We start from the raw sequence: 21828 nt of genomic DNA, 5'->3' as shown, positions 1-21828 counted from the left end.
CGCAGCATTCTGCGCTGCAGAACTCTCGTGCAAGATTTTTGCGCAGTTTGAGGTAAATGCTGGCTGACTTCAGCGCGCTGCACGCGAAAGGCATCGACAATGAGACGTACTTGCATATTCTCACGCGCAAAATGCGCTCAAACCAATGCCGGAGACCTGCCATGATTCAAACCCCCTATCTGCTGTTTCTGGGCGACGCGCCCGATCACCTGTCCGCCAAGGTTGCCCAAGGCATCAAGGACTGGCGTCCTGATAACGCCGTCGGCCAGTTCCGCATGGATGGCTGCAAAGCGGATCTGGGTCTGACCGACATGACGCTGGCTGAGGCGCAGGCGGCAGGCGCCAAGACGTTGGTGATTGGCGTCGCCAACCGCGGCGGCAAGATCAGCGCGGCTTGGAAAGAGGTGCTGGTCCAAGCGCTCAACATGGGGTTCGATATTGCTTCGGGCCTGCACAACCTGCTGCGCGACGAGGCCGATCTGGTCGCCGCCGCTGAGAAAAGCGGTGCGACGCTGCATGACGTACGCGTGCCGTCAGTCGAATACCCCATCGCCGATGGCGTCAAACGCCGCGGCAAGCGGGTGTTGGCGGTGGGCACCGATTGCTCCGTCGGCAAGATGTACACCGGCCTCGCACTGGATGAGGCGATGCGCGAGAAGGGCATGAAAAGCAGCTTCCGCGCCACTGGCCAGACCGGCATTCTGATCACCGGCGAGGGCGTGCCGCTGGACGCCGTCATCGCGGATTTCATGGCGGGCGCGGTGGAATATCTGACGCCGGACAATGACGATGACCATTGGGACATCATCGAAGGGCAAGGCAGCCTGTTCCACGTCTCCTATTCCGGCGTGACTATGGCGCTGATCCACGGCGGCCAGCCTGATGCGCTGATTCTCAGCCATGAGCCCACGCGCGAGCACATGCGCGGCTTGCCCGGCTACAGCCTGCCGAGCCTCGAAGCGCTGCGCGATCTATCGCTGCAGCTGGCGCAGGTGGCCAACCCCGACTGCAAGGTCGTGGGCATTTCCGTCAATACCTACCACATGTCTGAGGAGGAGGCGCTGGCCTACCTTCAAGAAGTCGAAGACCGCATGGGCCTGCCCACCTGCGACCCCTTCCGCCAAGGGGCGGCGCGTCTGGCCGATGCGCTGGCGGCGCTGTGAGCATGCAGATCGAGGTTACCGCAGATACGTTCAAGCTGGCTCAGGTGTTTACCATCAGCCGCGGCTCGCGGACCGAGGCCAAAGTGCTAACCGTCCGCGTGACCGAGGACGGCGTGACCGGTTGGGGCGAATGTGTGCCCTATGCGCGCTATGATGAAACGCTGGAGTCGGTGACTGCAGAGATCACCGGCCTGCCGGGGGATATCACGCGGCAAGCGCTTTATGATCTGTTACCCGCCGGGGCCGCGCGCAATGCGGTGGACTGTGCGCTGTGGGATCTGGAAGCCAAACGCGCCGGCAAGCGCGTTTGGGAACTTGCGGGGCTGCCCGCACCCGGGCCGGAGATTACCGCTTATACGCTTTCCCTGGATGAGCCCGAGGCAATGCGCGCGCAAGCCGCGAAACACGCGCATCGGCCGCTTCTAAAAATCAAACTCGGCACCCCCGACGACATGCCCCGGCTTGAGGCCGTGCGTGCAGGTGCGCCCGATGCCACGATCATCATCGACGCCAATGAGGGCTGGTCGGCGGACGTCTATGCCGATCTTGCGCCGCATCTTGTCCGGCTCGGCGTGGCGCTCGTCGAACAGCCGCTGCCCGCAGGCGAGGACGAAGCGCTCTTGGGCATGGACCGCCCGGTGCCCGTCTGCGCCGATGAAAGCTGCCATGACCGCGGCAGCCTGTCCGGCCTCAAAGGCAAATACGATGTGGTTAACATCAAGCTCGACAAGACAGGCGGGCTGACCGAAGCGCTGGCGCTGCGCGATGCGGCGTGGGCCGACGGCTTTGACGTCATGGTGGGCTGCATGGTTGGCTCATCACTGGCGATGGCCCCGGCGACACTGGTCGCGCAGGGGGCCAAGGTCGTGGACCTTGACGGGCCGCTGCTTCTGGCCGAAGACCGTGACAATGCATTGAAATTTGACGGCGCGGGCGTGCATCCCCCCGTGGCCGCGCTTTGGGGGTGACCATGCGAACTGTCTATGTAAACGGCGAATATCTGCCCGAAGATCAAGCCAAAGTCTCGATTTTTGACCGCGGTTTCCTGATGGCCGATGGCGTCTATGAGGTCACTTCCGTGCTCGACGGCAAGCTGATCGCCTTTGACGGCCATGCCGAACGCCTGACCCGTTCGATGAACGAGCTTGACATGCGCGCGCCTGCGACGACCGAAGAACTGCTGGAAATCCACCGCGAATTGGTCCGCCTGAACGAAATCAAAGACGGGCTGATCTACCTTCAGGTCACCCGTGGGTCTGACGGTGACCGCGATTTCGCTTTCCCCGACCCGGAAACCACCGCGCCTTCGCTGGTGCTGTTCACCCAGTCAAAGCCCGGCCTCGCGGACAACCCGGCGGCCCGTGACGGCATCCGCGTGATCAGCATTGAAGACATCCGTTGGGGCCGCCGTGACATCAAGACGGTGCAACTGCTGTACCCGTCGATGGGCAAGATGATGGCCAAGAAGGCGGGCGTCGAGGATGCTTGGATGGTCGAGGATGGCTTCGTCACCGAAGGCACATCGAACAATGCCTATATCGTGAAGGACGGCAAGATCGTCACGCGCGAAACCTCGAGCGATATCCTGCATGGCATCACCCGGAAGGCCGTGCTGGAGCTGGCGCGTGAGGCGCAGATGCAGGTGGAGGAGCGTAACTTTACTATCGAAGAAGCGCAGCAGGCGGATGAAGCATTTGTCACCTCGGCTAGCGCCTTTGTCACCCCGGTGGTCGAGATTGACGGCGCGAAAATCGGTGGTGGTGCGCCGGGCAAACTCGCCCCGCGTCTGCGCGAAATCTATCTCGAAGAGATGCGCAAGACTGCGATCTAAGGTCTAGAACCGCGACAACACCAGCCCCGCCGCCACCAGCGCGGCGGCGGCGATACGCGTAGGCGTGATAGCTTGGACCGCAAGGCCGAAAAGCCCCGCTGCATCGATCACCAGAGCGGCGGTAAGCTGGCCAAAGATCAGGGCCGAGATCACCGTGAGCGCCCCCAATGCCGGAATCGCCCAAAGCACTGACCAGACGTAGAAAGCCCCCAGCACGCCGCCCAGAAGGAGCACGGGTGGAACTGCGGTGATGCGGGGCAGAGCGGTCAGTTCTCCACGCAGCACGAGCACCCCGAGCAAGACGGCAAAGCCCACGCCAAAGGACACCGCCGCCGCCGCAACACCGCTACCGATATTGCGGCCAAGGGCGGCGTTGATTGGAGTCTGCAACGCGACAGCAGCACCGGCGACGGCGACGATAACAAGGGCGAGGATGGGGGTGTTCATGGCGTCTCCATTCCGGTTTTGCTTAGCATGTGAAATGCGGCGGCGGATGCAAAGCCCTTTCGGAAAGCCGACCGATTTGTCTAAGTGGCGAAAAAGGGGAAGCGCATGCGTGACGAGATCAGCAAAGAGCAGATGCAAGAAACAGTCGGGCGCGAATTGGGTGTCTCGCCTTGGTTCGTCATGGATCAGGCGCGCATCGATGCCTTTGCAGATGTGACGGAAGATCACCAGTTTATTCACGTCGACCCCGAGCGCGCGGCTCAGACCGACTTTGGCGGCACCGTGGCGCATGGCATGCTGACGCTGTCGATGATGTCAGGCATGGCCTACGGCGCGCTACCGGTCATGGCGGGGGCGAAAGCTTCGGTGAACTACGGATTCGACAGCGTGCGTTTTATCGCGCCCGTGCATTCGGGCAAACGCATCCGGGGGCGGTTCACACTGGCCGAGGCCCAGACGCGGGGGCGGGGGAATCTGATGACCCGCTTCGCCGCCACGGTTGAGATTGAGGGGGCCGAGAGGCCTGCATTGAAGGCCGATTGGCTGGTGCTCTATTCATTCTAAGCGGCGGCCAGGTTCACCAGTGAGATATTCGGGATATCCGCGTCACTAAGGCCTTGAAGCACCGCCAGCACATAATCAGGGGAAGAGGCGACAACGGCACCATAGGATTCGCTATAGCTCAATGCGACAGGGAAGTTGCCCCCGGCTGTGAAGGCGAGCATGTCTTCATCGGTGTCGAAATCCGTAATAACCACGGGCGCCATCGGGGAATCCCCTTCGTTGTCCACCGCGAAGAGGTCCTCGCCCTCCCCTCCGGTGGCCAGGTCGCCATAGTCGAGAAACAAGCTGTCGTTTCCTGCGCCCCCGTCGACAATGTCTTCGCCAAGTCCATCACTATCCAGAGATCGAATTTCATCATCGCCTGCTTCACCGAAGAGGAGGTTTGTGCCGCGTCCCTCAAGGATCAAGTCGTCGCCCGCACCGCCATAGACCGTATCGTCACCGTAGCTCTGATCACCATAGGCTGCCCCACTATCGTCGCCCGCACCCATGTGGATCAGGTCATCGCCATATCCGCCGGTAACCGTATCATTGCCCGCGCCGCCGCGTAGTAGATCGTTATCGTCTTCCCCGCTGATATGGTCTGCTCCATTTCCGCCGTCGATAGTGTCATCGCCGATGCTGCCAATGCCCCGGTCGTTTCCGTCACCTAATTGAATAAGGTCATCTCCGCCGTCACCCCAAACGCGATCATCGCCACCGCGGGCGTCAATCTCGTCATCACCTTGGCGTCCCGCGATGTCGTCGGTGTTGTCACTGCCAGTCACCGTGTCATCGCCTCGGAGGGCTGCGATAAAGCCCCCTGCGTCCCGCGCGATAATGTCGTCATCGCCCTGGGTCCCGTGAAAGACCAAGACGTCGTCAGGAACTTCTAATGGATCGGTTGCCGGATCCTCGGGGTCGGGCATCGGCCCGTCGGGAGGGTCGTCCGCCGTGTCTGTATCGTCGTCAATGATCACAAAGAGGCCAAGGCCAAGCAGAACGGGAAGGGCGAAAAGGGCTAACATAAGACACTCCCTATGGGCAGCAAGGTCGGTATGGTCCGCCCAAACTGTTAACCAATCAAGGTTTTAGAGCCGTTTTGCCCTCGATATTGTTTCCGTTTTGCTGGTGAGTTGGGTCGCCAAGCCTTCAATTGCCGCCGATCCTGCGACAATCACCCATTACTTTTTCGATACGTTCGCGTCGAAGGCCTTCTTGAACGCTTCCTTCTGGCTGGCGTCCGCGTCGGTCTGATAGTTCGCTTTCCACTCATCCATCGTCATCCCATAGAACAACTCGCGCGCCTCATCCTTCCCCATCTCGATCCCGCGCTCATTGGCGGCCTCTTGATACCAGCGCGACAGGCAGTTGCGGCAAAAGCCGGCGAGGTTCATCATGTCGATGTTCTGCACATCGGTCCGGTCTTCCATCAGATGCTTCTGCAACCGGCGAAAGGCGGCGGCCTGGAGTTCGATCTCTTGTTGGCTGGGCATGGGCTTTCCTTTTCATAGCGCTAGACGGGACCGTTGCGGGCCGTCATTCTAATGAAACCTTTGACAGGCAGTCATACGGTCGATACGCCGCATGTGAGCCGATGTTACCGGTAACATTGCCCCCACGGGCGGCACAGGACACGAAGGAACAGATATGAGACGTTTGCGCAATGTAAAGATCGTGGCCACGCTGGGGCCGGCTTCTGAGACCCGCGAGATGATCGGCGCATTGCACAAAGCGGGCGCGGATGTCTTCCGGCTCAACATGAGCCACGGCAGCCATGACGAGATCCGCGAGAAGCACCGGATCATTCGTGAGGTGGAGGAGGAGACCGGTGGAGCAATTGGTATCTTGGCCGACCTGCAAGGGCCGAAGCTGCGTGTGGGCGTGTTTGAGGGCGAGGGGCCGACCCTTGAAGAAGGCGCGGATTTCCGGCTCGATCTCGACAAGACACCGGGCGACGTGACCCGCGTTTGCCTGCCGCATCCCGAGATTTTTGCCGCCTTGGAGCCGGGCGCGAGCCTGTTGGTCAATGACGGTAAAATCCGGCTCAAGGTGCGCGACTGTGGCGAGGATTTCGCCAATTGCGAGGTTATCACGGGCGGGGTGATCTCCAACCGTAAGGGCGTGAACGTGCCGGACGTCCTGCTGCCGCTCGCGGCCTTGTCCGAGAAGGACCGCGCCGATCTGGAGTTCGTCTGCGAATTGGGCGTTGATTGGTTGGCGCTGAGCTTTGTCCAGCGGGCCGAGGATGTGACCGAGGCGCGCGAGTTGGTCAAAGGGCGTGCCGCGATTCTGTCGAAGATTGAAAAGCCCGCCGCGGTGGAGCGTTTTGAAGATATTCTAGAGGTCAGCGACGGGATCATGGTCGCGCGCGGCGATCTGGGGGTCGAACTGCCGGTGCAGAACGTGCCGCCGATCCAGAAACGTCTGGTACGCAAATGCCGTGCAGCAGCCAAGCCGGTGATCGTGGCGACGCAGATGCTCGAATCGATGATCGAGAGCCCGATGCCGACCCGCGCCGAAGTCTCGGACGTGGCGACGGCGATCTATGAGGGTGCGGACGCGGTGATGCTTAGCGCTGAATCCGCCGCGGGCGACTATCCGATTGAGGCGGTCACCACGATGGACAACGTCGCCCAAGAGGTCGAGGCCGACCCGACCTATACGCAGATCATCGAATCGTCGCGCAAGGCTGACCGCACCACCGTGGCGGACGGCATCGTTGCCGCAGCCCGCGAGATTGCCGAGACGACGGATATCAAAGCGATCTGTTGCTTCACCCAATCCGGCACCACTGCCCTGCTGACCGCCCGTGAACGGCCTCGGGTGCCGATTATTGCGATGTCGCCCATGGTGAACACCGCACGGCGCTTGGCGCTGAGCTGGGGGACGAACTGTATCATCACGGATGGGCATGACCGGTTCAAACTGGCTGTGATCAGTGCAGCAAAAGCGGCTTTGGCAGAGGGCTATGCGGGGCCTGAAGATCATGTCGTCGTCACCGCCGGGGTGCCGTTCAACGTTCCAGGCAGCACGAATATCCTGCGTGTGGCCCCTTGTGACGAACGTTTGATTTACGCCTCTGATCCAGAGTAGCCTGAACTAAACACGGAAAGGGGCGACATGAATACGGATCTTGCCTTGGTCATCGGCTGCCTTCTGGCGGTCCTGTCCGTCCCTTCCATCCTGTCCGCCCTTACCGACCGACGCGCCCCGCGCGCCTCGGCGCTGACGGTGCTAATCGCCGGAGGGCTGATCCTTTATGCCCTGCGGGCAAATCCCGGCGGCTATAGTTTTGCCGAACTGCCGAATGTCTTTGTCTCAGTGGCGGCCGACTTCCTGCCCTGAGCTGTATCAAAACCTCTTGCATCCGCGCCAGCGCCCCCCTATACGGCGCATCTTAGCCTGCACGACCGGCCTCAGAGGCATGCCGAGTCGTGTTTATACCGAACTCAAAAGACGGAGACGGAAATGCCCAAGATGAAGACGAAATCGAGCGCCAAAAAGCGCTTTAAGGTCTCGGCGACTGGTAAGGTCATCGGCAGCCAAGCTGGTAAACAGCACGGTATGATCAAGCGGACCAACAAGTTCATCCGTAACGCACGCGGCACGACAACTCTGTCCGAGCCCGATGCGAAGATCATCAAGGGCTTCATGCCCTACGCCCGCTGATATAGGAGTACCGAGATGTCCCGAGTAAAAGGTGGTACAGTCACCCACGCGCGTCACAAGAAGATCATCAAAGCCGCAAAAGGCTACTATGGTCGGCGCAAGAACGTCTTCAAGGTCGCCACACAGGCGGTCGACAAGGCCAACCAATATGCAACGCGTGACCGCAAGAACCGCAAGCGCAACTTCCGCGCGCTGTGGATCCAGCGGATCAACGCTGCCGTGCGCAGCCACGACGAAGCGCTGACATACAGCCGCTTCATCAACGGTCTGTCGCTGGCCGGTATCGAAGTGGACCGTAAGGTTCTCGCCGATCTGGCCGTGCATGAGCCCGAAGCCTTTGGCGCGATCGTCAAGCAGGCCCAGGACGCACTGGCAGCCTAAGCTGACATTGCTTTGAATTAGCGAAAGCCCCGCCATTTGGCGGGGCTTTTTGCATTTGGGGAAGTCGTATTCCGCGTGCCGTAAAAAGGCCTTGAGAATCCCTTGTTTCCGTCATGCGCTGTCCCCAGCCAGCCGCCATTAAGGCGGCGAGGGCCGCAATTATTGTGGCGGATTTGAGTTGAATTTTGAGCACGTGAAACGGATTTTATCGCAATGGAACCAGTGAACCGTGGGTTAAGCCATGCCCGCTATTGATGTCGTCCGGCTGGACGAAAATCCCCATGAATCCGTCTATGGCATTCGCGAGGACACCAGTTCTCGCGGCGTCGATCTGGAAGGGGCAGTGATCACAGCCACCTATGCGGACGGCACGACAGAAACGATCACCTGGAAGGCGCTCGATCCCTATACCAACGGCGGGGCGACGGGGGAAAACATTGACATGTCTTTCGGTTACGACTGGCATGAGCTTTCGACCACGAAAATACTGACTTCGCTGGAGTTCGACCTTCAGCCCGCAAGTTCGGTATTCGATACGACAATCGCAACAGAAGAAGACCCCGGTGGCGAGTCGACGCCCGGCTCCTTGCAGGGTTTCCCCTTCGAAATAACCCCGGAATACGAAGACATGCCCGGTGAGTTGACGGCGACCTATTCAGGGATTGTGAACCTGGCCGATAGCGATGCTGTAGGAGACCTATTTACCACCATGGTGATCGACTTTTCCGGCCTGCCCGAGGGTGGCCTGCTGGGAGATCTGCGGTGGAACTCCGACATCGACACGATGGAGCAGAAGGGCGACTTGAAGCCTGCGAGCGTGACCTGTTTTACCCGTGGAACATTGATTGCAACGGATCAGGGCGACTTGCCCATCGAAGTGCTCGAACCCGGCTGCCGGGTGTTGACCCAAGACGGAAACTATCAAGAACTCATACTGCCAGTCAGTCGCATCGTGGAAAAGCAAGACCTTTGTAAGAACCCGAAGCTCTACCCGGTACGTATCACTGCGGGGGCTTTGGGCGCGGGTCTGCCAAAGCGCGACCTGTTGGTCTCGCGTCAGCACCGGATGGTCGCACAATCGCCCCTTGTCCGGCGGATGCTGGGCGCGGCTGCGGTTCTGATCGCCGCAATCCGCTTGACCGACATGCCGGGCATATATGTCGACCACAAGGTCGAGCGGATCGAGTATTTTCACCTGATCTTTGAACGGCACGAAGTGATCTATGCCGAAGGCGCACCGGCAGAGAGTTTTTTGTTGAACGCTGACGCAGAGCGGACCCTTACCCATGCGCAGCGGGAGGAGTTCGCTTCGCTCTTTCCAGGCGCTCTAAAGGTGCGGGACCGCGACATTCCGGTTCATGAAATCCCCTCTCATGCCCGTCAGAAGAAATTGATCAGCCGGCATTTGGACCGCGGGGCGCGGCTTCTGGCTTCGTGACTGGGCGATGGGTCAACCACCCATCAAGCTGATCCCTTCGGCATTGGCTTTGTTCTTGACGGCCTCTTCGGTGCGACCAAGTTGCACAGCAATGACGCCAAGCGCCTTGTCCTCAGCCGCCAGAATGCGAAGCTGGTCAAGGTCCGCGTCATTCCATGGCTCACCGGTGGTGCGATCATATTCGGTCATAATGAGGTTCCTTTCAGGAGCGAAACGATCCGCTCGGCGCCGCAGTTCCCGTAGGCGGTAGGGGGCGCTGCCTGCGCCCCCCCCCCCGTTTGGTTACTTCAGCAGTGCCAGCATTTCCTTGGCGGCTTCCTCAGAGGAGGCGGGGTTCTGGCCGGTCACCAGTTTGCCGTCGACCAACACATAAGACGCCCAGTCGTCGCCCTTGCTGTAGTCGCCGCCGTTTTCCTTCAGCATGTCCTCAACCAAGAAGGGCACTACGTCGGTAAGGCCAACGCCTTCTTCCTCGGTATTGGTAAAGCCGGTGACGCGTTTGCCGGAGACAAGCGGCTTGCCGTCATGCTGCGTGTTCTTGAACACCGCAGGCGCGTGGCAGACGGCGCCTACGGGGCGGTCGGAGGCCCAAAAGGTCTCAATCAGGCGCTTGCTGTCGGCGTCGGTCGCCAAGTCCCAGAGCGGGCCGTGGCCGCCGGGGTAGAAGATCGCGTCGAAGCCGTCGGCATCCACATCGCCCAGCACTTTGGTTGAGGCGAGGTCTTTCTGCGCGGCGTCGTCGTCTTTGAAGCGGCGCGTGGCGTCGGTCTGTGCGTCGTCGCTGTCGCTGCTGGGGTCAAGCGGCGGCTGGCCGCCTTTGGGCGAGGCGAGGGTCACGTCGGCGCCGGCGTCTTTGAAGACGTAATAGGGGGCCGCGAACTCTTCGAGCCAGAAGCCGGTTTTGTTGCCGGTGTCGCCCAGCTCATCATGCGATGTCAGAACCATCAGAATTTTCATCGGTTTCTCCTTTCGGGGGAGGTTGTGCGCGCGCGCTGCGGGGGCAGGCGCGGCGTGTCGATGCGGGCCAACGTGTCGCGCAAGCGATGGTTCCGTTATTTCGCCCCGCCGCCCTACGGCTTGCATTCAAGGGGCGGGAGGGCTAGCAGGACGGGGTATTATTCCAAGGGCCTGTCATGGACGATCTGAAGCAAAAGTACCTGAGCCAAATCGCCGATGCGGGCGACGAATCCGCGCTGGAGGACATCCGGCTGGCCGCTGTCGGCAAGAAGGGCGAAGTGGCCCTGAAGATGCGCGAGCTGGGCAAGATGACCCCCGAAGAGCGGCAGGTCGCGGGCCCCGCGCTGAACGCGCTGAAGGACGAGATCAACTCGGCGCTTGCCGCCAAGAAGGCAGCACTTGGCGATGCCGCGCTAGACGAGCGCCTGCGCAGCGAATGGCTCGACGTGACCCTGCCAACCCGGCACCAGCGTCAGGGCAGCATCCACCCGGTGAGCCAAGTCACCGAAGAGCTGACCGCGATCTTTGCCGAGATGGGTTTTTCCGTCGCCGAAGGCCCGCGCATCGACACCGATTGGTACAACTTCGACGCGCTGAACATCCCCGGCCACCACCCCGCGCGGGCCGAGATGGACACCTTCTACATGGCCCGTGGTGAAGGCGACGACCGCGCCCCGCATGTGCTGCGCACCCATACCTCCCCGGTGCAGATCCGCACGATGGAGGCCGAAGGCGCGCCCCTGCGCATCATCTGCCCCGGCGGTGTCTACCGCGCGGACTATGACCAGACCCACACGCCGATGTTCCATCAGGTCGAAGGGCTGGCGATCGACAAGGACCTGTCGATGGCGAACCTGAAATGGGTGCTGGAAGAGTTCTTCTCGGCGTTTTTCGAGATCGACGGCATCAAGACCCGCTTCCGCGCCTCGCACTTTCCCTTCACCGAGCCTTCGGCTGAGGTCGACATCCAGTGCTCGTGGGTCGACGGCCAATTGCGCATTGGCGAGGGCGACGGCTGGATGGAAGTCTTGGGCTCCGGCATGGTGCACCCCAAGGTGTTGCAGGCGGGCGGGATCGACCCGAATGAATGGCAGGGCTTCGCCTTTGGCATGGGGATCGACCGGATCGCGATGCTGAAATACGGGATTCCGGATCTGCGGGCGTTCTTTGATGCAGACCTGCGCTGGCTGCGGCATTATGGGTTCGCGAGCTTGGATCAGCCGAATTTGCATGGTGGGTTGTCGCGGTGAAGGATGTAATTGTCGCTGGGTTGGCTCGGATCGCCAACTACAAGTGGAACCGGAAAGAAAAAGTCTGGAGTCGTGCTGCGGTAAGTGGCACTAGTTTGGGTGCAGCGGGCGCCATGGTGGCATTAGGCAAGATTTTCGGCATTTCCGCTGTAGCCCACAGCTCCGGCGCGATGATTTTAACCGGGTCCGCTGGCTATATTTCAGGAACGTTTCTCGCTAGCGCGTTGGTGTGGTTCGTTTGGCCATTGTTGATCGCTATCGGTCTGATCGCTCTATTTTGGGGCAAGATCGTCAAAATGTTCGATTGGGCGGTGCGTCGCCTATACTTCGCGAGGAATGACAAATGAAATTCACTCTCTCCTGGCTCAAGGACCATCTCGACACCACGGCGTCGATTGATGAGATCACCTATGCCCTGACCGACCTCGGCCTCGAAGTCGAAGGCGTCGAGAACCCGGCGGCGAAGCTTGCCGACTTTACGCTCGGCTATGTGCAAACGGCCGAGAAACACCCCGATGCCGACCGGCTGAACGTCTGTCAGGTCGAGACCGACGAGGGCGTCATGCAGATCATCTGCGGCGCGCCCAATGCCCGCGCGGGGATCACTGTCGTCGTGGCCAAGCCGGGCGTCTATGTGCCGGGGATCGACACGACCATCGGTGTGGGCAAAATCCGCGGTGTCGAGAGCTTTGGCATGATGGCCTCCGAGCGCGAGATGGAGTTGAGCGAAGAGCACGACGGCATTATTGAGCTGCCCTCGGGCAAGCCCGGCGACCGGTTCATCGACTGGCTGGCCGAGAATGACCCGGCGAAGGTCGACCCGGTGATCGAGATCGCGATCACGCCCAACCGCCCCGATGCGCTTGGCGTGCGCGGCATTGCACGCGACCTTGCAGCGCGGGGCTTGGGCAAGCTGAAGCCGCGCGATTGCGATGCGGTGGAGGGTAGCTTTGCTTCGCCCATCGGTGTCAGCATCGACGAAGACACGCTGGACGGCTGCCCGGTCTTCTATGGCCGCGTGATCCGGGGCGTGAAGAACGGCCCCAGCCCGCAGTGGTTGCAGGATTGCTTGCGCGCCATTGGGCTGCGTCCGATCTCTTTCTTGGTCGATGTGACCAACTTCTTCACCTTTGACCGCAACCGCCCGCTGCACGTCTTTGACGCTGATAAGGTCAAAGGCAACCTGCGCGTGCACCGTGCCAAGGGCGGCGAAGAGATCGCGGCACTGGATGAGAAAACCTACACCCTGCAAGCGGGGCAGATGGTCATTTCCGACGACAGCGGTGTCGAGAGCATCGCGGGCATCATGGGCGGCGAAGCGACGGGCGTGACCGAAGACACGGTGAACGTCTTTGTCGAAAGCGCCTATTGGGACCCGGTGCAGATCGCCTATGCGGGCCGCGCGCTCAAGATCAACTCCGACGCGCGTTACCGTTTCGAGCGCGGTGTGGACCCGGCATGGACGCCTTATGGCATTGAACATGCCACGCGGATGATCTTGGATCACGCGGGCGGTGAGCCCTCTGAGGTTGTGGTGGCGGGGCAGGTGCCTGACACCAGACGCGCTTACAAGCTGGACGCTGCCAAGGTGCAATCGCTCGTCGGCATGACGATCCCCGAAAGCGACCAGCGCCAGACGCTTACCGCGCTTGGCTTCCAACTCGACGGCGACATGGCGCAGGTGCCAAGCTGGCGTCCCGATGTGCAGGGTGAAGCTGATCTGGTCGAGGAGGTCGCACGGATCGCCTCGCTGACGCAGCTTCAGGGCAAGCCCCTGCCGCGTTTGACCACAGGCGTGCCGCGCCCGGTGCTTTCGCCGATGCAGCGCCGCGTGGTGACCGCCCGGCGCACGGCGGCGGCGCTCGGCTACAACGAATGCGTGACCTATAGCTTCATCGACCAAGCCTCTGCCGCGCTCTTTGGCGGTGGCACGGATGAGACGCGGTTGGAGAACCCCATCTCCTCGGACATGAGCCACATGCGCCCCGATCTGCTGCCCGGTCTGCTGCAAGCGGCCGCCCGCAATCAGGCGCGGGGCTTTGCCGATATGGCGCTGTTTGAGGTGGGCCCTGCTTTCTCCGGCGGTGAGCCGGGCGAAGAGCAGATCATGGTCTCGGGCCTGCTCGTCGGCCGCACCGGCCCGCGCGACGTGCATGGTGCGGCGCGGGCGGTGGATGTGTTCGACGCCAAGGCGGATGCCGAGGCGGTGCTCTCGGCCATCGGTGCGCCCGCCAAGGTGCAAATCCTGCGCGGTGCGGCAGAGTGGTGGCATCCGGGCCGTCACGGCAAAATCTGCCTCGGCCCGAAAAAGGTGCTTGGCGTCTTTGGCGAAGTGCATCCCCGCGTGCTGGCGGCGATGGACGTCAAAGGCCCGGCGATGGCCTTCACCATCTACCCTGCCGAAGTGCCTATGCCGCGCAAATCCGGTGCAACGCGCCCGGCGCTGCAGATCAGCGACCTACAGGCGGTTGAGCGTGACTTTGCCTTTGTAGTCGATGCCGATGTCGAGGCGCTGACGCTGGTGAATGCGGCCAAGGGGGCCGACAAGAGCCTGATCGACGATGTGCGCGTCTTTGACGAGTTCATCGGTGGCAGCCTTGGCGAAGGCAAGAAATCCCTTGCCATCACGGTGCGCTTGCAGCCCTCTGACAAGACGCTGAAAGATGCCGACATCGAAGCCGTGGGGGCCAAGGTCGTCGAAAAGGTGACCAAAGCCACCGGCGGCGTGTTGCGCGGCTGAACGAAAGGACGGAAGCCATGAAAGTCTATCTCTCCGGTGAAATCCACACCGACTGGCGCGAACAGATTATCACCGGGGCCGAAGGCCTCGACGTGACTTTCACCGCGCCGGTCACCGACCACGCCGCCTCTGATGATTGCGGCGTGGCGATCCTTGGGGGTGAGGACGACAAGTTCTGGCACGACCGCAAGGGCGCGCAGATCAATGCGATCCGCACCCGCAAGGCGATTGCCGAAGCAGATGTCGTCGTGGTGCGCTTTGGCGAGCAGTACAAACAATGGAACGCGGCTTTTGACGCGGGCTATGCCGCCGCTCTGGGCAAATCGCTGATTATCCTGCATGGGGCCGATCATGCCCATGCGCTGAAGGAAGTGGATGCGGCGGCACTTGCTGTGGCCTCGGAGCCGAAACAAGTGGTTGAGATCCTGCGCTATGTACTGACCGGACAACTGCCAGCGTAAGCTCCCAATTAGCCGCGTTATCGGCAATATTTAACATTTATCAAGTCTTAGCCGCCGAATCGTCTTGCTGCGCAGGTGGACGTAGGCGGCGCTTAGGCTACAACCTTTTTGAGGCTTGATGTTTGTAAGTTTCAGACTGCTTCAAAGGCAGGCCATCTCCGACCCCCAACTGAGCTGCGGCTCGGTTCAAGACTGGAAGGACAAGGTTTATTCTAGCCGACCCGCCCCCCGAACAGGATGCACGTTTAGAGACGCTGCGCTCCTATGATGTTCTAGATACCGACGCCGAAGCCGACTTTGACGATATTGTCGATCTCGCGTCAAAAATCTGCGACACGCCTGTGTCGCTCATCAGTCTGGTGGACGAAGGGCGGCAATGGTTCAAGGCGCGTGTGGGGTTCGAGCCGCACGAAACTGCGCTGGATCAATCGGTCTGCTCGCATGCGATCCTAAGTGAAGACTTCACCGAAATTCCCGACATGGGCGCGGACTCCCGTACCGTCGACAACCCGCTTTATATCGGCGATCCCCGCGTGAAATTCTATGCCGGGGCGAACCTCGTCGCGCCGAACGGGCAGCCGATTGGGACGCTCTGTGTGCTCGACACCAAGCCGCGAACCTTGACCGAATTTCAGCGCCAAGCGCTGCAAACCCTGTCACGCCATGTGATGATGCAGCTGGAGTTGCGCAAGAAAATCCGCATCGAAGCTGCCTTGCGTGCCGAGATGGATCATCGGGTGAAAAACTCCTTTCAGACCATCGCCTCCCTGCTGCGCATGGCCAGTCGTAAGGTTAAGGACGCGGATGCGAAGGACGTTTTGGCGCTGGTTGAGCGGCGCTTCACGGCTGTGGCGTCGCTCCATGGCGAGTTGATGACCCGCGAGGGTAAGGACACTGTGGGTGCGGATTCCTTTCTCAACCAGTTGGGCAAACTGCTCGCCGCGGGCGCGCCTGATAATGTCACGGTCACTTGCACTGCTGATCCGGGCGAGTTGCAGGTCATACAGGCGTCGGCCATCGGAATGATCGTCAGCGAATTTGTTGCCAATTCAATCAAGCACGCCTTCAAAGGCGGACGGGCCGGGGAAGTTACACTCTCGCTGCGCTCTGACGGAGACGCGCGCTGGCTGCTGGAATGTCGCGACAATGGCGGAGGGCATGAGCCTTCCGGCTCACGCGGGACTGTCTCTGGCGCGGATAGCACGGGCCTTGGACAAAAGCTCATGGCGACCGCGGCAGAACAGTTGAACGGCCGGCTGACAACAGACTTCACCCCCGAAGGGGCGGTGATGATGGTTTCTTTCGCGAAATAGGCGGCGCTCTGGTCCCGCATCCATGACTTTGGGCATTCAAGGATTGACCAAAGCTGTTGTTGCTCGTCACTATTCCTTAGGTCGGTTGGACAGGCCGCGCGTTTTAAAGGGACAGGATATGATTCAGGAATTCAAGGACTTCATCGCCAAGGGCAATGTCATGGACATGGCCGTGGGCATCATCATCGGGGCCGCTTTTACGGCGATTGTCTCGTCATTGGTTGCCGATCTGATTAACCCGATTGTGGGTCTGTTCACCGGCGGGGTGGATTTCACCAACAACTACGCGGTGCTTTCGGGGGACGTGCCTGCTGATGCTTCACTTGAACAGGCGCGGGAGGCCGGGGCCTCGGTCTTTGCCTATGGGTCGTTTCTGATGGCGGTGATCAATTTCTTCATTATCGCCTTTGTCGTCTTTGTTCTAGTGAAGATGGTCAACCGTGTAAAAGCTGCAGCGGAAAAGCCAGACGAGGTCGCGCCGGAGGTTAAGACTGGCCCGTCGCAGGTGGATGTGCTGTTGGAAATTCGTGATGCGCTGAAAAGCCGATGAGGCTGGAGCCGTAGAGAAAAGGCCCGCCAGTTGGCGGGCCTTCGTCGTTTAAACGCGCGGTTAGCCTGCAATCGCTTGGTCGGCTGTAACGCTGTCGATCCCGAGCGCTTCGCCCACCGCGGCATAGGTCAGCTTACCGGCATGGACGTTTAGTCCGGCCTTAAGGTGCGGATCGTCCGCGCAAGCTTGCTTCCAGCCCTTGTCGGCCAATGCCAGCATGAAGGGCATGGTGGCATTGCCAAGCGCGATGGTCGAGGTCCGCGCCACAGCGCCCGGCATGTTGGCCACGCAGTAGTGCATCACGCCATCGACCTCATAGACTGGATCTTGGTGCGTGGTTGCCTTGGAGGTCTCAAAACAGCCGCCTTGGTCAATGGCCACGTCTACCAGCGCCGCGCCGGGTTTGAGTTCGGAGAGTTGCGCGCGGCTGATCAGCTTGGGCGCCGCTGCACCAGGGATCAGCACCGCACCGATGATCATATCGGATTGGCGGGCCAGTTCGATGGTATTGCCCGCGCTGGCATAGGCGGTCTTGAAGGTGCCGCCATAAATGTCATCCAGATAGCGCATCCGGGGCAGGGAGCGGTCGAGGACGGTCACATCCGCGCCCATGCCCGCCGCGATCCGCGCCGCATGGGTGCCGACGACGCCGCCACCGATGACCATAACTTTGGCCGGACCCACACCGGGCACGCCGCCCATCAGCACACCGCGTCCGCCATTGGCCTTTTGCAGTGTCCAAGCACCCACCTGCGGGGCCAGACGGCCCGCGACTTCGGACATGGGCGCCAGCAGAGGCAGGCCGCCGTTGCGGTCGGTTACGGTTTCATAGGCGATGGCTGTGCAACCCGAAGCCAGCAGGTCATGCGTCTGGTCAGGATCGGGGGCGAGGTGCAGATAGGTAAACAGCAACTGGCCTTCGCGCAGCATTTTGCGCTCGACCGCCTGAGGCTCCTTCACCTTGACGATCATGTCGGCGCTGGCAAAAATTTCCTCGGCCGTGTCGATGATGGTGGCACCTGCGGCGATGTAGTCAGCGTCTTCAAAACCCGCGCCGACCCCGGCCCCTGCCTGCACGATCACCTCATGCCCATGGGCAACGGCTTCTTGTGCGGCATTGGGCGTCAGGCCGACGCGGAATTCCTGCGGTTTGATTTCTGTCGGGCATCCGATTTTCATGGGGGTTCCTCCTCCTCCGTAGTGGTACAGAGCTATCACAACGTCTGTGCATTTCCGTGCGAAATTGGGCTCGCCAAGGTAGGGGGCGTTCGAATAGTATTGCGTTAAGTGAGAGTTAAACGCGAAAGTTTTGCGCAAATGGCCTTGGACGAGATTGATCGGCGTGTTCTGCGCGCCTTACAGCGCAACGGGCGGCTGTCGAATTCCGACCTGTCGGATGTGGTGCATCTGTCGCCTTCGGCCTGTCATCGCCGGGTGCAGCGGTTGGAGAAGGAAGGTTACATTCGCGATTATGTAGCGCTGCTTGATCCGCGCAAGCTGAACATGCCCACGACGGTCTTTGTGGAGATCACTTTGCAGGCGCAGGCAGAGGAGGTGCTTGAGGCCTTTGAGAAGTCGGTGTCGCGCATTCCCGATGTGTTGGAGTGTCATTTGATGGCGGGGACGGCGGATTACCTGTTGAAGATCGTCGCTGAGAATACCGAGGATTTTGCACGGATCCATCGTCAGCACTTGGCGCGGTTACCGGGGGTGGCACAGATGCAGTCGAGTTTTGCGCTGCGAACGGTGTGTAAGACAACGGCGCTGCCAGTTTAGCTGGCTGGCGCTTGGGTATCGCCGCACGTTAATCGCCCGGAATCAAGGCCGAAGGCCGCCGGGCAGCGCCAGACCGGCCCTTGGGCTGGCGCTTTTGCAGTCGGAGTGCTGTCCTGCGATATTTCCCAAGCACAGCCGCCATAAATTACCCAATTGGAAGGTTCTCAGCGCCGGCCCCCGGTCTGGCGCTGCCCGGCTCCCCCCCCACAAAACAAAACCCCCGCTGCCATCGGCACCGGGGGTTCTATATCTGTCGCGTGTCGCGGGAATGATTTACATCATACCTTCGCGTTGCGCTTTTTTGCGTGCCAGTTTACGGGCACGGCGGATCGCTTCAGCTTTCTCGCGCGCTTTTTTCTCGGACGGTTTCTCGAAATGTTGCTTGAGCTTCATTTCACGGAAAACGCCTTCGCGCTGTAGCTTTTTCTTCAGAGCCCGAAGGGCCTGATCGACGTTGTTGTCGCGAACACTAACCTGCATGTGGTTGTCACCACCTTTCTAGGATAAAGTTGCAAGGAATTGCAGGAAATGGCCCTATAGCAAGCTATATCCAGTTTGTCCACCCCATCCAGCCCCGAAAGGAGCCCGCCATGACCCCGCCCAAGGCCGACCCCAAGGACCAATTGCTTGATGCAGCACTCCTTCATGTGCCCTTCGACGGCTGGTCGCCCGCGACCTTTGATGCTGCGGTCAAAGACAGCGGGTTAGACCCGGCTTTGGCCCGTGCCCTCTGCCCGCGCGGTGCAGTGGACCTCGCGGTGGCCTATCACAAGCGCGGGGATGTCAGAATGCTGGAAGCTCTGGCCGAAGCAGATCTCTCAGAAATGCGCTTTCGCGACCGGATCGCCAAAGCCCTGCGTTTGCGGTTAGAGGCGGGCGACCGGGAGACCATCCGGCGCGGCAGCACGCTTTTTGCTCTACCGCATCACGCGCCCGAAGGCGCGCGGCTGATCTGGGAAACCTGCGACGCGATCTGGACGGCTCTCGGAGACACCTCGGATGATGTGAACTGGTACAGCAAGCGTGCAACGCTTTCGGGGGTCTATTCTGCCACGCTGCTCTATTGGCTTGGCGATACCAGTGAAGGGCATGGCGCGACGTGGTCCTTTCTTGACCGGCGTATCGACGATGTGATGCAGATCGAAAAACTTAAGGCGCAGGTCCGCGAAAGCCCGACGTTGAGCCGTCTGATGGCGGGACCAAACTGGCTCTTGAGCCAAATCAAAGCTCCGCGCTCTGTTCGTGACGCCGATCTACCGGGGCGTTGGACCCCACCGCGCTGATCGAAACGACAGCGCGGGCTTTCCCGCCTGCGTGCTAGGTGATAGGGCAGGGCACCCGATTTTGCACAGGCGCATGATGACCAGCCCAACGTCTCCGCTCATCGACCTCACCAAGGTCAGCTACACCCCCGCCGGTGTGGCCGTGTTGAGGGATGTGTCATTGCAGTCGGACGCAAAACGCATCGGGATTGTCGGGCGCAACGGGTCAGGCAAGACATCATTTGCGAGGGTGCTCTCTGGCCTCGTCGCTGCCGATGACGGGCAGGTGCGGATCAACGGTATTGATGTCTCCCGAGATCGACGTCGTGCCATCGGTGCAGTGGGCATTCTGTTCCAGAACCCGGATCATCAGATTATTTTCCCGACCGTGGAAGAGGAAATTGCCTTCGGCCTGCATCAAATGGGCCAGTCCAAGGCCGAAGCCGCGCGGGGCGTTGCGGCGATCCTCGGGCAATTTGACAAAAGACATTGGGCGCAGGCCTCGATCCACCAGCTTTCGCAGGGGCAGCGGCAACTTGTCTGTCTCATGGCGGTACTGGCTATGCAGCCGCGGGTACTGGTGCTGGATGAGCCTTTTGCCGGGCTCGATATCCCAACGCGGATGCATCTGGAGCGGGTGCTCGCTGGGTTAGAACTGACCTTGGTACATATTACCCACGATCCAGCGGCTGTTGCCGATTATGACCATATCCTCTGGCTGGAACGCGGCGAGGTGGCGCAGCAAGGCGCGGCCCGTCCAGTGTTGCGCAGCTTTGAGATGCGGATGCGGGAACTGGGGGCGAGCGATGATCTCTCTAACCTCGCCGGTTGAAACCCGCGCCCACGGCTGGCCCGCAGGGGTCAAGCTCGCCGCCCTTTGCGCGGCGACACTGCTGCTTTTCGCGGTTGAGGATCTGGCATGGCAGATCGCATTTTGCGCCGGGATGCTGGTGCTCTATGCCCTGCCGGGGCGGACATTCCTGCGGGTCGGGCTGGGGCGCTTGCGGATGCTCTGGCCTTTCGTTGCGCTCATCGTGCTTTGGCATCTGCTGACCGATGATACCGTGGCCGGATTGGTCATCGCGCTGCGCATGGTAACTGCCGTTGGACTGGCGAACCTCGTGACCATGACGACGAAGCTCAGCGACATGATGGCGGTCGTGCGTTGGCTGGCGTCACCGCTACGGCGTTTTGGCGTCGAGACGCGTAGTCTGGAGCTGGCCGTGGCGTTAGTGGTGCGTTTCACCCCCGTGCTGGCAGCGAAAGGGCAGATGCTCTCTCTCGCGTGGCGGGCGCGGTCGCGGCGGCGTTCGGGCTGGCGGATCGTGATGCCTTTCACCGTGCTGGCCATCGACGACGCGGAGCATGTTGCCGAAGCGTTGCGCGCGCGGGGTGGCCTCTGACCGCTTGACCGGGGCAGGGGGCTGGCTTACCCAAAGCCAAATTCAAACCGAGGACTCCTACCATGGAACGCAATCTGACCATGATCGCCCTTTTCGCTGCATTGATTGCAGCCTTGGGCCTGATCCCGAAATTCACGCTGGGCTTCGGCGTGCCGATCACCGCGCAGACGCTGGGCGTCATGCTCTGCGGCACTGTGCTGGGCGCATGGCGTGGTGGGCTTGCTGCGTTGCTTTTTGTCGGGCTGGTGGCACTTGGCCTGCCGCTGCTCGCAGGCGGTCGTGGTGGCCTCGGCGTTTTCGCCTCTCCAACCGTTGGTTTCCTCGTGGGCTTCCCAATCGGTGCTTTTGTAACCGGCTTTATCATGGATCAGTGGCGCAGCGCGCCGGTGGGGCTTGCAGCCGGGGTGGCTTCGGTCATCGGCGGCACGCTGGTGGTCTATGTCTTTGGCATCTTCGGGATGATGATGACCCTGAACAAAACCGTGGTCGAGGCGACGCTGCTGGTCCAAGCTTTCATCCCCGGCGATCTGATCAAGGCTGTCTTAGCCGGGTTCATTACCTCCGGTCTCGCCAAGGCCCGTCCCGCGAGCCTGCTGTCGCGCGCCTAAACCTCTCGGCCTGCTCCCAAAGGGGGCAGGCTC

The 21828-nt window shown here is 60.9% G+C and carries 27 protein-coding genes; 20 read left to right on the top strand and 7 right to left on the bottom strand.

Features of this window, described 5'->3' with window-relative positions:
- The first annotated feature begins 161 nt into the window (after nucleotides 1-161).
- From dgcN to BLS57_RS00930, 3 genes are read left to right on the top strand one after another with little or no spacing between them, the layout of a single operon-like run.
- Entirely contained in the window at nucleotides 162-1163 is a 1002-nt protein-coding gene (dgcN, locus tag BLS57_RS00940) for an N-acetyltransferase DgcN (protein ID WP_093739109.1), read from the top strand.
- A 2-nt stretch (nucleotides 1164-1165) separates the two neighbouring features.
- Nucleotides 1166-2131, top strand: coding sequence for an N-acetyl-D-Glu racemase DgcA (gene dgcA, locus BLS57_RS00935; protein ID WP_093739107.1), 966 nt, complete (start codon nucleotides 1166-1168; stop codon nucleotides 2129-2131).
- 2 nt (nucleotides 2132-2133) lie between these two features.
- Entirely contained in the window at nucleotides 2134-2994 is an 861-nt protein-coding gene (locus BLS57_RS00930; protein WP_093738247.1) for a D-amino-acid transaminase, read from the top strand.
- A gap of 3 nt (nucleotides 2995-2997) precedes the next feature.
- Here the strand turns inward: BLS57_RS00930 and BLS57_RS00925 are convergent, their stop codons facing one another.
- On the bottom strand, nucleotides 2998-3441 hold the full coding sequence (locus BLS57_RS00925; protein WP_093738245.1) for a DMT family transporter: 444 nt from the start codon (nucleotides 3439-3441) through the stop codon (nucleotides 2998-3000).
- A gap of 105 nt (nucleotides 3442-3546) precedes the next feature.
- On the opposite strand from BLS57_RS00925, the gene BLS57_RS00920 reads away from it, so the two are divergent.
- On the top strand, nucleotides 3547-4005 hold the full coding sequence (locus BLS57_RS00920; protein WP_093738243.1) for a MaoC family dehydratase: 459 nt from the start codon (nucleotides 3547-3549) through the stop codon (nucleotides 4003-4005).
- Here the strand turns inward: BLS57_RS00920 and BLS57_RS20015 are convergent.
- Both BLS57_RS20015 and BLS57_RS00910 read right to left on the bottom strand, forming a co-directional pair.
- The gene (locus BLS57_RS20015) at nucleotides 4002-5012 is read right to left on the bottom strand and encodes a calcium-binding protein (RefSeq protein WP_093738241.1); all 1011 of its coding nucleotides are present in this window, start codon (nucleotides 5010-5012) and stop codon (nucleotides 4002-4004) included. The genes BLS57_RS00920 and BLS57_RS20015 overlap by 4 nt on opposite strands.
- 156 nt (nucleotides 5013-5168) lie before the next feature.
- Nucleotides 5169-5480 (bottom strand): DUF1244 domain-containing protein, encoded by a 312-nt coding sequence (locus BLS57_RS00910; RefSeq protein ID WP_093738239.1) that lies wholly within the window; start codon nucleotides 5478-5480, stop codon nucleotides 5169-5171.
- Nucleotides 5481-5634: 154 nt separating this feature from the next.
- Between BLS57_RS00910 and pyk the strand changes: the two genes are divergently transcribed.
- From pyk to BLS57_RS00885, 5 genes are all read left to right on the top strand, one after another.
- Complete coding sequence (pyk, locus tag BLS57_RS00905; protein ID WP_093738237.1) at nucleotides 5635-7080, top strand: pyruvate kinase; 1446 nt, start codon at nucleotides 5635-5637, stop codon at nucleotides 7078-7080.
- A gap of 27 nt (nucleotides 7081-7107) precedes the next feature.
- A complete protein-coding gene (locus tag BLS57_RS00900) occupies nucleotides 7108-7332 on the top strand; it encodes a hypothetical protein (protein WP_093738235.1) in 225 nt (74 codons plus the stop codon).
- Between the two features lie 123 nt (nucleotides 7333-7455).
- Nucleotides 7456-7656: a 50S ribosomal protein L35 gene (rpmI, locus tag BLS57_RS00895; RefSeq protein WP_007118125.1), complete on the top strand. Its 201-nt coding sequence runs from the start codon at nucleotides 7456-7458 to the stop codon at nucleotides 7654-7656.
- 15 nt (nucleotides 7657-7671) lie between these two features.
- On the top strand, nucleotides 7672-8037 hold the full coding sequence (gene rplT / locus BLS57_RS00890; RefSeq protein ID WP_007118124.1) for a 50S ribosomal protein L20: 366 nt from the start codon (nucleotides 7672-7674) through the stop codon (nucleotides 8035-8037).
- Nucleotides 8038-8278: 241 nt separating this feature from the next.
- On the top strand, nucleotides 8279-9475 hold the full coding sequence (locus tag BLS57_RS00885) for a Hint domain-containing protein (RefSeq protein WP_093738233.1): 1197 nt from the start codon (nucleotides 8279-8281) through the stop codon (nucleotides 9473-9475).
- 12 nt (nucleotides 9476-9487) lie between these two features.
- On the opposite strand, the gene BLS57_RS19685 is transcribed toward BLS57_RS00885, so the two are convergent.
- Both BLS57_RS19685 and BLS57_RS00880 read right to left on the bottom strand, forming a co-directional pair.
- Nucleotides 9488-9664, bottom strand: coding sequence for a hypothetical protein (locus tag BLS57_RS19685; RefSeq protein ID WP_167356355.1), 177 nt, complete (start codon nucleotides 9662-9664; stop codon nucleotides 9488-9490).
- A 93-nt stretch (nucleotides 9665-9757) separates the two neighbouring features.
- The gene (locus tag BLS57_RS00880; RefSeq protein ID WP_093738230.1) at nucleotides 9758-10432 is read right to left on the bottom strand and encodes a type 1 glutamine amidotransferase domain-containing protein; all 675 of its coding nucleotides are present in this window, start codon (nucleotides 10430-10432) and stop codon (nucleotides 9758-9760) included.
- A 176-nt stretch (nucleotides 10433-10608) separates the two neighbouring features.
- Here BLS57_RS00880 and pheS point away from each other — a divergent pair, with 176 nt between their 5' ends.
- The 6 genes from pheS to mscL all read left to right on the top strand — a co-directional run bounded on the left by pheS (nucleotide 10609) and on the right by mscL (nucleotide 16746).
- The gene (pheS, locus tag BLS57_RS00875; protein WP_093738228.1) at nucleotides 10609-11682 is read left to right on the top strand and encodes a phenylalanine--tRNA ligase subunit alpha; all 1074 of its coding nucleotides are present in this window, start codon (nucleotides 10609-10611) and stop codon (nucleotides 11680-11682) included.
- A complete protein-coding gene (locus BLS57_RS00870; RefSeq protein WP_093738226.1) occupies nucleotides 11679-12029 on the top strand; it encodes a hypothetical protein in 351 nt (116 codons plus the stop codon). Before pheS ends, BLS57_RS00870 begins: the two co-directional genes overlap by 4 nt.
- On the top strand, nucleotides 12026-14422 hold the full coding sequence (gene pheT, locus BLS57_RS00865; protein ID WP_093738224.1) for a phenylalanine--tRNA ligase subunit beta: 2397 nt from the start codon (nucleotides 12026-12028) through the stop codon (nucleotides 14420-14422). The genes BLS57_RS00870 and pheT overlap by 4 nt, the downstream gene beginning before the upstream one ends.
- A 17-nt stretch (nucleotides 14423-14439) precedes the next feature.
- Entirely contained in the window at nucleotides 14440-14883 is a 444-nt protein-coding gene (locus BLS57_RS00860; RefSeq protein ID WP_093738222.1) for a YtoQ family protein, read from the top strand.
- Nucleotides 14884-15092: 209 nt separating this feature from the next.
- Nucleotides 15093-16196, top strand: coding sequence for a histidine kinase dimerization/phosphoacceptor domain -containing protein (locus BLS57_RS00855; RefSeq protein ID WP_341868810.1), 1104 nt, complete (start codon nucleotides 15093-15095; stop codon nucleotides 16194-16196).
- A gap of 118 nt (nucleotides 16197-16314) precedes the next feature.
- Nucleotides 16315-16746: a large conductance mechanosensitive channel protein MscL gene (gene mscL / locus BLS57_RS00850; RefSeq protein WP_093738218.1), complete on the top strand. Its 432-nt coding sequence runs from the start codon at nucleotides 16315-16317 to the stop codon at nucleotides 16744-16746.
- Between the two features lie 60 nt (nucleotides 16747-16806).
- Here mscL and ald read toward each other — a convergent pair whose 3' ends face one another.
- The gene (gene ald / locus BLS57_RS00845) at nucleotides 16807-17925 is read right to left on the bottom strand and encodes an alanine dehydrogenase (RefSeq protein ID WP_093738216.1); all 1119 of its coding nucleotides are present in this window, start codon (nucleotides 17923-17925) and stop codon (nucleotides 16807-16809) included.
- Between the two features lie 138 nt (nucleotides 17926-18063).
- On the opposite strand from ald, the gene BLS57_RS00840 reads away from it, so the two are divergent.
- Nucleotides 18064-18522 (top strand): Lrp/AsnC family transcriptional regulator, encoded by a 459-nt coding sequence (locus BLS57_RS00840; RefSeq protein WP_093738214.1) that lies wholly within the window; start codon nucleotides 18064-18066, stop codon nucleotides 18520-18522.
- Nucleotides 18523-18795: 273 nt separating this feature from the next.
- Here the strand turns inward: BLS57_RS00840 and rpsU are convergent, their stop codons facing one another.
- Nucleotides 18796-19002: a 30S ribosomal protein S21 gene (gene rpsU, locus BLS57_RS00835; RefSeq protein ID WP_007118112.1), complete on the bottom strand. Its 207-nt coding sequence runs from the start codon at nucleotides 19000-19002 to the stop codon at nucleotides 18796-18798.
- 110 nt (nucleotides 19003-19112) lie between these two features.
- Between rpsU and BLS57_RS00830 the strand changes: the two genes are divergently transcribed.
- The 4 genes from BLS57_RS00830 to BLS57_RS00815 all read left to right on the top strand — a co-directional run bounded on the left by BLS57_RS00830 (nucleotide 19113) and on the right by BLS57_RS00815 (nucleotide 21795).
- Complete coding sequence (locus BLS57_RS00830) at nucleotides 19113-19805, top strand: COQ9 family protein (protein WP_093738212.1); 693 nt, start codon at nucleotides 19113-19115, stop codon at nucleotides 19803-19805.
- A 76-nt stretch (nucleotides 19806-19881) separates the two neighbouring features.
- Nucleotides 19882-20616, top strand: a complete 735-nt coding sequence (locus BLS57_RS00825; protein ID WP_093739105.1) for an energy-coupling factor ABC transporter ATP-binding protein — start codon at nucleotides 19882-19884, stop codon at nucleotides 20614-20616.
- The gene (locus BLS57_RS00820; protein ID WP_093738210.1) at nucleotides 20591-21187 is read left to right on the top strand and encodes an energy-coupling factor transporter transmembrane component T family protein; all 597 of its coding nucleotides are present in this window, start codon (nucleotides 20591-20593) and stop codon (nucleotides 21185-21187) included. The genes BLS57_RS00825 and BLS57_RS00820 overlap by 26 nt, the downstream gene beginning before the upstream one ends.
- A gap of 62 nt (nucleotides 21188-21249) precedes the next feature.
- On the top strand, nucleotides 21250-21795 hold the full coding sequence (locus BLS57_RS00815; RefSeq protein ID WP_093738208.1) for a biotin transporter BioY: 546 nt from the start codon (nucleotides 21250-21252) through the stop codon (nucleotides 21793-21795).
- Nucleotides 21796-21828: the final 33 nt, after the last annotated feature.

This window comes from Sulfitobacter delicatus, assembly GCF_900102535.1.
Taxonomy (GTDB): Bacteria; Pseudomonadota; Alphaproteobacteria; order Rhodobacterales; family Rhodobacteraceae; genus Sulfitobacter; species Sulfitobacter delicatus.
The sequence above is the reverse complement of the archived record's forward strand: the minus strand, read 5'-3'. Positions and strand labels throughout refer to the sequence as shown.